The organism is Pseudomonas gorinensis, from assembly GCF_042015035.1.
Taxonomy (GTDB): Bacteria; Pseudomonadota; Gammaproteobacteria; order Pseudomonadales; family Pseudomonadaceae; genus Aquipseudomonas; species Aquipseudomonas gorinensis.
This window is the reverse complement of sequence record NZ_CP167125.1, coordinates 1,074,351-1,085,995: the sequence shown is the minus strand read 5'-3', so window position 1 is coordinate 1,085,995 and position 11,645 is coordinate 1,074,351. Positions and strand designations below refer to the sequence as shown.

Here is an 11,645-nt window from a genome sequence, read left to right as displayed (position 1 = left end):
ATCAGCGCCGGCCAAGCCGATGTGGCGCTGGTCACATTGACCGACGGAGGGTGGTTTGGTTCTGCGGCGGGTCGAGGGGACGGTTACAATGCCGCTCCACCAAGGAGCCTGCATGCCCACCCTACTGACCGACTGGCGCCACCGCCCCACCCATCGCCGGGTCTGGGCCCTGGCCGCGCCGATGATTCTGTCGAACATCTCGGTACCGCTGGTGGCCCTGGTCGACAGCATGGTCATCGGCCACCTGCCCCATGCCCACCAACTGGGTGCCGTCGCGGTCGGGGCCAGCCTGTATACCTTCCTGGCCTGGGCCATGGGTTTTCTGCGCATGGGCTCCACCGGTTTCGCCGCCCAGGCCGCCGGGCGCAATGACGGGGCGGCGTTGCGGCAAATCCTGTTGCAAGGTTTGCTGTTGGCGCTGGGCCTGGCGATGTTGCTCGGCACAGTGGGTATTCCGCTGAGCCACCTGGCCCTGGAATGGATGCAGCCCTCCCCCGAACTCAATCAACTGACCCGCGAATTCTTCCATACCCGCCTGTTCGGCCTGCCCGCCGCGTTGGCCAGCTATGCCCTGGTCGGCTGGTTCCTCGGCACGCAGAACGCGCGGGCGCCGCTGGCAATTTTGCTGACCACCAACCTGGTCAACATAGCCCTCAACCTGTGGTTCGTCCTTGGCCTGGACTGGGGCGTAGTCGGCTCCGCCCGCGCCTCGGTGATCGCCGAATGGACCGGTGCGCTGCTCGGCCTGGCCCTCACGCAAAAAGCCCTGCGTGCCTATCCTGGGCATATTGCCTGGGCCGCGCTCAAGCGGTGGCAAAGCTGGCGCCCGCTGCTGGCGGTGAACCGCGACATCTTTATCCGCAGCCTGGCGTTGCAGTCGGTGTTTTTCATGATCACGGTACAAGGCGCCCGCCTGGGGGATGCCACGGTGGCGGCCAATGCGCTGCTGCTGAACGGCCTGCTGCTCACTGCTCATGCGTTGGACGGCCTGGCCCACGCGGTCGAAGCCCTGTGCGGCCACGCCATCGGCGCCCGCGATCGCCAATCGTTGCGGCGTTCATTGGTGGTGGCCTGTGGCTGGTCGCTGATCGCCAGCGTCGGTTTCGCCCTGCTGTTCACCTTCGCCGGCCACCTGTTTATCGCCATGCAAACCGACATTCCCAGCGTGCGCGAAACCGCCGACATCTACTTGCCTTACCTGGCGCTACTGCCGTTGATTGCGGTGTGGAGTTATTTGCTCGATGGCCTGTTTATCGGCGCCACACGGGCGCGGGAGATGCGCAACGGGATGTTGCTGACCGTGATATTGGTGTTGCCCGTTGCCTGGGCGTTGCAGGGGTTGGGCAATCACGGGCTTTGGATCACGTTTCTGCTGTTCATGGCACTGCGCAGCCTCACGTTATGGGCGATCGCCTGGCGACTTAACGATCAGGACCGATGGCTCAGCCCCCCCTGAGCACAGTAGGCATCATTGGATTGTTACAAAGCGGCTTGACATTTTCGGGACACAAAAACCACAGAGCACTTGATAGCTGCGTGGCTAGACATCCACCCCCCCGAATTAAGGTCGCCCCTGAATGAACATACTTACGACGCCACCGGCGTCCCTCCTCTCTGCTCCCCCCGCCAAAGCACCGGCGAAACCGGACAAGACTCGGCATTTCGCTGTGCTGGCGGACGATGGAAACGCCAGGATCCGAAGCCTGTCCACCTATGAAACGAATGCCAAAGGCGAGCAGGTCCTGGACATCTGCAGGGTCCTGATTACCACCTACGACCAGGCCGACATTGTCAGTATCAGCGTAGGCGCAGACCACCAGCTCAACGCACGTATAAATGGCAAAGACTACAAACTCCCACTGACCGCCAATAACGATGCGCACTCGCTGAGAATCAAAACTGCAGGAGGAAATGACCGTATTAACGTCGACGAGCAGATCAACATCGAAATGCACATACACGGTGGCGACGGCGACGATTTTATTGTGGCGAATGGACGTGTGGGCAGCGTAACCGGCGATACAGGCAACGACTACATACGTTTGGGAGCCGGCCATGTCGTGGCGTTTGGCGGTGACGGCGACGATATCATGATCGCAGGCGCCGGCAATGCCGTGATATCGGGCGGCAAAGGCAATGACAAGCTGTACGCCAGCTACCCCGCACAAAAGACAGATCTGCGCCAGGTGTACCTCAATGGCGACCAGGGTAACGACGAACTCTATGCGGGGACGGGTAGAAGCATCTTAAACGGTGGACTTGGCGACGATAAACTCGTTGGCTACCGCCAGACCACGATCTATACCGGGGCGGGCCAGGATTCGGTCCACTCCTACGACACTCAGGATCGGATCTACGCCAAAAAAACCGATAGGGTCCACGCCCCCGAACAGGTAACACCAGCCTCAGTCGAATACACCAACGCAGGCAAACAAGGCTTCAAGATAGAGGGCCCCGCAGAATTCGTTGAACGGGTAGAGGACTATCTCGAGCAACTCAGGGGGTCGCCGGCGGGGCAGAAAATGTTTCAGGAAATGGACCGCCTTGCCGAGAAAAATGGCGGGCCGGTGACCATAATGCTCTCCGACTTCATCGCGCTGAACTCTTATCAATTCGCCAATGCGTTCAGCGACAACATACCTGACGGGGAGTATGAAAAATTCCAGTACCGGCCTGAGCTTGGCTATATAAAAGATGGTGTTGCCGGGTCGCCCGCCACACATGCAAAGATAGCCTTTGACCCCGATCACTTCGAAAAGACCTTTACCCTATCGCCCTTGATTGCGCTGTACCACGAGATGAGTCATGCCTATGACGGCGCCACCGGGCGGTTCATACCAGGCACTTCGCTGATATTTAACAAAGATGGCAGCCCGGCCATGGACCAGGGCCAGCAGTTGCAAGTGGAGAACCTCGAGTATCAAGCCGTAGGCCTTCCACCCTTCGATCACGACAACAACCCGCTGACCCCTCCCATCACAACCAACCCCTGGCCATTCAACGAAAACGCCCTGCGCGCAGAAATGAACGTACCGCTGCGGGATCGATATGACGTGGAGGAGCCCCCACACATGGTTTAGGAGGATAGCCGCAGACGCTGCCAATCCCCCCGTTAAAGACCAATGGGTGTCAGGAAGACAGGTATGAAGACCGCGTCAGCCCCAGGCGCAAGGCATCGAGGAACTGCGTGCGCTCAGATGCACTGATCTTCGCACTCGCACACTTGTCACGGTAATGCGTCATCAGTTCCTCCGGCGACAAATGCACGTAGCGCAGCATGTCTTCGATGGTGTCGTGGGTCTCGATACCGGCGCTGTACACCGAACCGTCTTCACGCTGGTAGATGTTCACCGAGTCGGTGTCACCGAACAGGTTGTGCATGTCACCGAGGATTTCCTGGTAGGCGCCGACGAGGAAGATACCCAGCAGGTAGTCCTCGCCATCGTTCAAGGCGTGCACCGGCAGGCTGGTCTCGATGCTCTGCTCGTCGACGTATTGCTTGATCTTGCCATCGGAGTCGCAGGTCAAGTCTTGCAGCACGGCACGACGCAACGGTTCTTCGTCAAGACGGTGCAGCGGCAGGATCGGCAATACCTGGCCGATGGCCCAAGTGTCCGGCAGGCTCTGGAACACCGAGAAGTTGCAGATGTACTTGTCGGCCAGCTTGTCGTTGAGTTCGTCCAGCACCTGGCGATGCGAGCGCTGGCGGGCTTTCAGCGAGTTATGCAGGCGGCGGCACACGGCGAAGTAGCACTGCTCGGCCAAGGCTTTTTCGGCCAGGGTCAGCTTGCCGTCGGCGTATTGGCTGGCCACGTCGCTCATGTAGTGGGTGGCACGCCAGTAAGTCTCGGTGACCATCTCGATGTCGGTCGGGCCGAGCAGGTCCACCAGCCACTGCACGGTTTCCGGCAGGTTTTCCTTGTTCTCGATCACCGGTACATCGTCGTTGTGCTTCTCGACGTCAGTGACTTGCACCACCAGCATGGCGTGGTGAGCGGTCAGGGAGCGGCCGCTTTCGGAGAAAATGTTCGGGTGCGGCAGGCTCTGCGCATCGCAGAATTCCTTGAGCATGCCCACGACCACACCAGCGTAGTCGTCCATGTCGTAGTTGATGGAGCTGGCGTTACGGGAGTGAGTACCGTCGTAGTCCACGCCCAGACCACCGCCCACGTCGATATGGTCCACCGGCAGGCCGAGGTTACGCAGTTCGCCGTAGTAACGAATGGCTTCCTTGAAGCCGTGCTGGTAATCGGCCAGGTTGGCGATCTGCGAACCCATGTGGAAGTGCAGCAGGCGGATGCCCTGGTCCAGGCCGGCCACGCGGAAGCGCTCGACCACCGACAACAATTGCGCCGCGGACAAACCGAACTTGGACTTCTCGCCACCGGTGTCGGCCCACTTGCTCGACGCCAGGGACGACAGGCGCACGCGCAGGCCGACCTGTGGCTTGACCTTGAGGTTGGCGGCTTCTTCGATCACCAGCTCAACTTCGGACTCTTTCTCGATCACGATGAACACGTTGTGGCCGAGCTTCTGGCCCATCAACGCCAAGCGGATGAACTCGCGGTCTTTATAGCCGTTGCAGACAATGGTGCCGCCCTTCGGTGCCAGGGCCAGCACGGCCAGCAGCTCCGGCTTGGAGCCGGCTTCCAGGCCGATGGACACATTCTGGGTGGCGATGATGTTTTCGATCACCGCTTCCTGCTGGTTGACCTTGATCGGGTACAGCGCGGTGTATTTGCTCTGGTATTCCAGGCGTTCGATGTTCGAATCGAAAGCACCGGTCAGCTGGCGCACGCGATCTTGCAGAATGTCGGGGAAACGCACCAGCAGCGGCAACGACAGGCCGCTTTTGCGCAGTTCGTCCACTTGCTCGTACAGGTCGACCGGCGTGCTGTTCGGGCCGTTCGGACGGACTTCAACGCGACCGGCTTCATTGATCGCGAAATACCCGGCCCCCCAATGGCGAATCCCGTAAACACTGCGGCTGTCCGCAACTGTCCATTGGCTGCCATCGTCTTTGCGTGTGCGTCGTACGGACATCGAAGTCCCCTATAAATGAAGGCGAAGGCGCTGCCCCTCGTGGAGGCAGGCGCAGTCTAAAGAATGAAAATGACGATTTGCCTGTAAGGGAGGTAGACCCCACTCGCAGGACAGAGTTTAGACACAGGTTGCGAAGAGGCTTTCAGCCGCCGGACTTCTTGGCCTTGTAACCGAGCTTGATCAACTCGGCCAACAGCAACTCGACGTGATCGCCCTGGATTTCGATGACGCCGTCTTTCAACGCGCCACCGGTTCCACAACGCTTCTTCAGCGTGGTAGCCAGCTCCTTGAGCGCGTCTTCAGCCAGGGGCACGCCGGTGATGGTGGTCACCGTCTTGCCGCCACGGCCTTTGCTCTCGCGGCGCACGCGGGCAATGCCGTCGCCTTCGGGGATCAGGGTCTGTTTACAGGTACACGCGTCCACGGGCTGACGACAGTCCGGGCAGTGTCGACCTGCGTCGGTGGAAAATACCAGGCCACCAAGGGCGGCGAAGGATGCGGCTTTTTTGGCCACCGGCAATCCTCTTGGGAGGACAAAGACTGATCGGCGCGCCAGGCGCCACCGACCGCGAAGCCCCACTCAGGCAGGGGCAGCGCTACCGACCCGCCAAGGTCACGCTCCCCACCTGTAGGAGCGAGCTTGCTCGCGAAAATCGTCAACGATGACGCGGGCATTCTGAATGCACGCGGCGCTCTTGAGTTTTTCGCGAGCAAGCTCGCTCCTACAGTGATCCCAGGGTGAAACAATGGCGGTTCGGGTGAAAAGTCGCGCAGTGTAACGGCAAAAAGCCGACTTGCTAAGAGCCAAATGGCGCCAATTTATACAACTTTAGCGACGCAGGGCCAGATAGCGGCGCAAGCCCTCCTGGGCGTCCGGGCAGTAGGGCTTTTGTTCCGCTTCCTGCAGGACCGTTTCAATCGGCAAAAAGCGCGCTTCCATGACTTCTTCGGGCTGCAATTGCAGCGGGCCATCCCACACCGCGGAGTAGGATTTGCACCAGAGGCGGCTCTCGCCATCTTCGAAGTAGAAATGGTCGTGCTCGGTCAACGCTACCCCGCTGACGCCCAACTCTTCCTCCAGCTCGCGAGCCGCCGACAATGCATAGGACTCACCGGCCGCGACCATGCCCCCCGCTGCCGTGTCCCAGAATCCGGGGTACAGGGCTTTGCTCAGGGTGCGCCGATGCACACACAACTCATCGGCCGAATTGAACAGGAAGATAAAGGTGCAACGGCCGATCAGACCGCGCTGGCGAAGGTCGGACCTGACGAGGTGGCCGAGCAGATTGTCCTGCTCGTCGACCCAGCAGATCAGTTCGGCATCAGAGGCCGCACGGTGCGCGGCCTCCTTTTGAGTCGCGTCCATCATCAACCCTGGTTGAGTAACTGGCGCAGATCGATCACCGCCGCATTGGCCCGGGAAATGTAGTTAGCCATGACCAGCGAGTGGTTGGCCAATACGCCAAAGCCACTGCCGTTAAGAATCATAGGGCTCCACACCGGCTCCTGCGACGCCTCCAGCTCACGAATGATCTGGCGGACGCTGACGGTGGCGTTTTTCTTGGCCAGCACGTCGGCAAAGTCGACTTCGATGGCGCGCAGCAGGTGGGACAGGGCCCAGGCCTGGCCACGGGCCTCGTAGAACACGTTGTCGATCTGCATCCAGGGGGTTTCCACCACTTCTTCATCAACCTGCGGCACTTCACCGGGCGCCAGGGCTTCGGTTTTCAGGGCGGTGTTCAGCTTGACGCGGCCGACACTGGCCGACAGGCGTTGCGACAACGAACCCAGGCGCGTGGCGACGTCGCCCAACCAGTTGTTCAAGTTATCGGCGCGGGCATAGAACAACGCGCCCTTCTGGTTCGGGTCAGACAGGCGCGCTTCATAGCGGCTCAGGGAGTTGATGCCTTCCTGGTATTCCGACTCGCTGGAGGGCAGCACCCAGCTCTTGTTGTCGAAATTGAAGCGCGGCTCGGCCTTGGCCAGGTCGCTGTCTTCGGCCGACTGTGATTGCGAGCGGGCGAAGTCTTTACGCAGGGCGCGGGTCAGGTCGCGCACTTGCACCAGCACGCCGTATTCCCAACTGGGCATGTTGTCCATCCACAGGCCCGGCGGGAAGCGGTCGTTGGAGATGTAGCCACCCGGCTTATTGAGCAAGGTGCCGACCACGGTCTTCAGGGTTTCGACGGTGGTAAAGCCCACCACCATCTGCTTGCCATCCTTTTCGGCGGCGATTTGCGCATTTTGCTGGACCGGAAACAAGGCCGGTTCTTCGCTCCAGTACCAACCCAGGGCACCGGTCACGACCAAATACAGGCCAACCAGGGAGAGCAAGGCCCGACTCATCAACAGGTTACCCAGGTAGCCGCGGCGAGCCGACTTGGGCGCAGGGGCCGGGCCCTTTGCGCTGCCTTCACGGTTTTTCCAGTCCAGCATGGCGATATCCTTTCAATCACTTGAGTTCATGCACTTCTAATCGACGGCGTGCGTTCAAAAACTACGACCACAACCCTACCCCATCGTGCCAGCGCGTGCGGCGCTTTTAATCAAACGGGCGGTTGGCGAACTTCCGACTATAAAGGATGCACGCCATTTCCGCTGCGCGACTAATAGGTCGGTAACTGAATACCAGGGACATGCAGTTAATTGACGTATGACACTCATCGAACGGAAAAGAGGTGCTAGCATAGAGCCATCAGTTCGACCTCAGCATGCACCCTAACTAGTAGTCAGGATATGACCGAGCCAGAAGATCCCAGCCGTGAGCGCCTCAAGCACCATTTTGCCCAGCGGGTAATTCATCAAGCACGTCAAATTCTTGAGATCTGGCAGCGCCTGCAACGCAGCGAATGGTCCAGCGCCGACCTTTCCGAACTCAGCGAAGCCAACCTGCGCCTGCTGCGCTTCGCCGAGCGCTTCGAACAGCCGGAGCACGGTCAACTGGCGCACCATATCGGCGAGTCACTCAAGGCCGTGGACGAAAATCGCGGCCGCCTGAGCAGCCAACTGATCACCGAACTCAACCGCTTGATGCAACGCCTGTCCCGCACCGGCCTGCGCCAGGGCGACCAGCTGGAACAAACCTTCCTGCCGCCGATGCGCAAGCCGATCTACGTAATGCTGGCCGATCATGACCGCGCCGAACGCCTGGCCAAGCAGCTGGAGTTCTTCGGTTTGAGCGCCCAGTCCCTGGACAGCGTGGCAGCGTTCCGCGCATGCATGGCCGACCGCCTGCCATCGGCGATTGTGATGGACGTGGATTTTTGCGGCCCGGGCCTGGGCCTCCAGTTGGCCGCCGAAGCCCAGGAAGGTCTGGAGCAAAAGCTGCCGTTGCTGTTTTTCAGCCTGCACGAAACCGATACCCCGACCCGCCTGGCGGCCGTACGTGCTGGCGGCCAGGAATTCCTCACCGGCACGCTGGAAGCCTCGAGCCTGCTGGAAAAGATCGAAGTGCTGACCTGCGTCGCCCAGTACGAACCCTATAAAGTGTTGATCATCGACGACTCGCGGGCCCAGGCCCTGCACACCGAGCGTTTGCTCAACAGCGCCGGCATCGTAACCCGCACCTTGATCGAACCGATCCAGGCCATGGCCGAACTGGCGGACTTCCAGCCCGACCTGATCATCCTCGACATGTATATGCCGGCCTGCACCGGCACTGAACTGGCCAAGGTGATTCGCCACAATGACCGCTATGTCAGCGTACCGATCATCTACCTGTCGGCCGAAGACGACTTGGATAAACAGCTGGACGCCATGAGCGAAGGCGGCGACGACTTCCTCACCAAGCCGATCAAGCCGCGCCACCTGATCACCACGGTGCGCAACCGCGCCGCCCGTGCGCGCAACCTCAAGGCGCGGATGGTGCGTGACAGCCTGACCGGGCTGTACAACCACACCCATATCCTGCAATTGCTCGAAGACTGTAGCTTCCGCGCGCGCCGCGAGAACAAGCCGTTGAGCTTCGCCATGCTCGATATCGACCACTTCAAGCGAGTCAATGACAGCCACGGCCACCCCATGGGCGACCGGGTGATCAAGAGCCTGGCGTTGTTTCTCAAGCAACGTTTGCGCAAGACCGACTACATCGGCCGCTATGGCGGTGAAGAATTTGCGATTGTAATGCCCGACACCGACTTGGAATCGGCCTGCAAGGTGCTGGATGAAATTCGTGGCCGCTTTGCCGAAATTCACTACCCGGCCCAGCCCCAGGATTTGTGGTGCACCTTCAGCGCCGGGCTGGTGGAGCTGTGCGACGGCTCCGACAGCCTGATGATGGCCGCCCAGGCCGATGAAGCGCTGTACCGCGCCAAGGACGCCGGGCGCAATCGCGTACAAGCGGCGCGCACATCAAAGCAAAGTGCCATCTTTTCACCGGAATCCAGTGATTCCGTCATAACTCTGTAACGCAAACGCAATAACTTCAGGCACTTATCTTCGCTGTCGGTTGAAATTACGCATGCGCCTGAAGCTGCTGACCAATCTCAATACCCTCCTGCTGGTGGCCGTATGCCTGGCCCTTGGGGCGACGCTGTGGTGGTCGCAACGAGCGCTTGAGCGCCCCTATTTGTTGATGGAACGCTACCTGAGCCTGTCGCAGACCTTCCAGAACCAGGCCGCGCGCAATATCGACGACTACCTGTCCAGTGGCGATGCCCTACGCTTGAGCAGCGCCAGCCAGAGCCTGGAAAACCTGCTGAAACACCTGGACGAACTGCCGACGGCACTGGCGCAAAACCTGCGGCCCAGCCTGGTGGAACTGGATGCCTTCAGCAAAACCGACCTGCTCGCCGCTGGCAAACTGGCCGGCGACCCACAAGCCCTGTTGCTGCAAGCCGAGCGCGAACTGGGCGCAAACCTGGAGCAGTTGAGCCGGTACGCCATCGGCGTCAACACGCCGGACGCCGCGCGCTACTTGCCGCCGCTTTTAGCCGCCGCCCAACACCTGGGCAAGCTGTCCCTGGCCCGCGACAAGCTGGTGAGCAGCGGTCGCGCGGAGCTGGCCGATGATGTGGAGCGTGAAGTCGGCACTATCCGCAGCCAGGCAGACCTGCTGGAGCAATTGCCATTGCTTGGCGTCAAGGCCAGCACCGAGTCCAACACCGATGACTTTTCCGCGTTGATGGGCCTGGAAAACAGCGAAAAAACCGAAGCCCAGGACACGGGCGTCGACCTCAAGCGCGAACTCAACAGCCTGCTGACCCGCTACCCCGCCGAACTCAAGCGCACCCGCGAGCAGATCCAGCAACGCACCGCCCTGGCCGCCAGCACCCACCTGAAAATCACCGCCGTGCAGCAGGCCATCGCCAGCCTGGAACCGGTGGTGCGCGCGCAGCATGCGCAGATCCAGGGCGAAGTGCGCCTGATGCAAGGGGTGATGATTGGCCTGATCCTGTTGATCGCGCTGCTGATCGACACCCTCCAACGGCGCTTGGCAAGGGTGCTGACCAACCTGGCACCGGCCTTGTCGACATGGGCCGAAGGTGACTTCAGCCAGCCGATTGCCCTGGGCAAGACCAACCGCGAACTGCGCGATATCGAGGCGTCCTTGAACCGGCTGCGCGCCTATCTGGTGGACCTGGTGGGCACCATTCGCGGCAATGCCGAAGAAGTGGCCGGCAGCAGCCGGGCCCTGGCCGAGTTGAGCAGCGGCCTGCACGATGGCGCCGAACGCCAGGCCGGGGATACCGCGCAGATCCGCGATTCCTTGGGCGAACTGGAAGCGACCATCCAGCAGGTGGCCGGCGATGCCAGCCAGGCTGCCGGCGCCAGCCGCAGCGCGGGCCAGGCGGTCGAGCAAGGCCAGCGGGTGATCGGCCTGAGCCTGACCGGACTGCATGCGCTGGTGGGCGAAGTGCAGCAAAACGCACAGATGATCGAAAAACTCGCCGAAGAGTCCGCGACTATCGGTGGGGTGCTGACAGTGATCCGTTCGATCGCCGACCAGACCAACCTGCTGGCACTCAACGCCGCCATCGAAGCCGCACGTGCCGGCGAGGCCGGGCGCGGTTTTGCCGTGGTCGCCGACGAAGTACGCACCCTGGCCCAACGTACCGCTGGCGCCACCGCCGAAATCCAGGGTTTGATCACCGGCCTGCAAACCGCGGCCCACCAATCGGTGCAGGGCATGCGCGCCCAGGTCGAACACGCCGAGGCCACCGCCCAGCAAGCCCAGGCAGCGGACGGCGCCCTGGATGAAATCGTCAGCGCGATCCAGACCATCTCCGACACCGCCGTGCGCATCGCCGATGTGACCGCGCAGCAGAGTGGCGCGGTGAGTGAGATTCGCGATAACAGCGAGCGGATTCACCAACTGGGTGAGGATAATTTGCTGCGCATCGGCCAGGGACGTAGCCAGGGTGAGCACCTGCTGGTGCTGGGTGGGCAGCTCAATACCGCCGTAAAAGCCTTCCGGGTCTGACCCCCCGCCAGGCGCCAGGTGAACAACAAATGTGGGAGGGGGCTTGCCCCCGATAGCGGAGTGTCAGTCGACATCTATGTGACTGATCCACCGCTATCGGGGGCAAGCCCCCTCCCACATTTGATCGCTACAGGTTTCAAGACGGTATTACCCATGACCGGATCCCAGGCCTCAGTCATAA

General features: G+C 61.0%; 8 protein-coding genes and 1 pseudogene. 5 read left to right on the top strand and 4 right to left on the bottom strand.

The window, feature by feature from the left end; genetic code table 11:
- Window positions 1-112: 112 nt before the first annotated feature.
- The gene (locus AB7933_RS04800) at window positions 113-1,456 is read left to right on the top strand and encodes an MATE family efflux transporter (RefSeq protein WP_024073178.1); all 1,344 of its coding nucleotides are present in this window, start codon (window positions 113-115) and stop codon (window positions 1,454-1,456) included.
- 121 nt (window positions 1,457-1,577) lie between these two features.
- Window positions 1,578-3,080, top strand: a complete 1,503-nt coding sequence (locus AB7933_RS04795; RefSeq protein WP_024073177.1) for a M91 family zinc metallopeptidase — start codon at window positions 1,578-1,580, stop codon at window positions 3,078-3,080.
- A 49-nt stretch (window positions 3,081-3,129) separates the two neighbouring features.
- Here the strand turns inward: AB7933_RS04795 and speA are convergent, their stop codons facing one another.
- Both speA and AB7933_RS04785 read right to left on the bottom strand, forming a co-directional pair.
- Window positions 3,130-5,043, bottom strand: coding sequence for an arginine decarboxylase (gene speA / locus AB7933_RS04790; protein WP_024073176.1), 1,914 nt, complete (start codon window positions 5,041-5,043; stop codon window positions 3,130-3,132).
- Window positions 5,044-5,185: 142 nt separating this feature from the next.
- Window positions 5,186-5,557, bottom strand: coding sequence for a translation initiation factor Sui1 (locus AB7933_RS04785; RefSeq protein ID WP_017849660.1), 372 nt, complete (start codon window positions 5,555-5,557; stop codon window positions 5,186-5,188).
- Window positions 5,558-5,683: 126 nt separating this feature from the next.
- Between AB7933_RS04785 and AB7933_RS04780 the strand changes: the two are divergent.
- A pseudogene (locus tag AB7933_RS04780) lies at window positions 5,684-5,773 on the top strand (outer membrane lipoprotein carrier protein LolA); the annotation flags it as partial.
- Window positions 5,774-5,872: 99 nt separating this feature from the next.
- On the opposite strand, the gene AB7933_RS04775 reads toward AB7933_RS04780, so the two are convergent.
- Window positions 5,873-6,409: an NUDIX hydrolase gene (locus tag AB7933_RS04775; protein WP_041160831.1), complete on the bottom strand. Its 537-nt coding sequence runs from the start codon at window positions 6,407-6,409 to the stop codon at window positions 5,873-5,875.
- Between the two features lie 2 nt (window positions 6,410-6,411).
- Window positions 6,412-7,479 carry a DUF2333 family protein gene (locus tag AB7933_RS04770; protein WP_024073174.1) on the bottom strand — a complete coding sequence of 356 codons (1,068 nt, stop codon included), beginning with the start codon at window positions 7,477-7,479 and terminating at the stop codon, window positions 6,412-6,414.
- Window positions 7,480-7,779: 300 nt separating this feature from the next.
- Between AB7933_RS04770 and AB7933_RS04765 the strand changes: the two genes are divergently transcribed.
- Window positions 7,780-9,450: a response regulator gene (locus AB7933_RS04765; protein ID WP_024073173.1), complete on the top strand. Its 1,671-nt coding sequence runs from the start codon at window positions 7,780-7,782 to the stop codon at window positions 9,448-9,450.
- 52 nt (window positions 9,451-9,502) lie between these two features.
- Window positions 9,503-11,464, top strand: coding sequence for a methyl-accepting chemotaxis protein (locus AB7933_RS04760; protein WP_024073172.1), 1,962 nt, complete (start codon window positions 9,503-9,505; stop codon window positions 11,462-11,464).
- The last annotated feature ends 181 nt before the right edge of the window (window positions 11,465-11,645 follow it).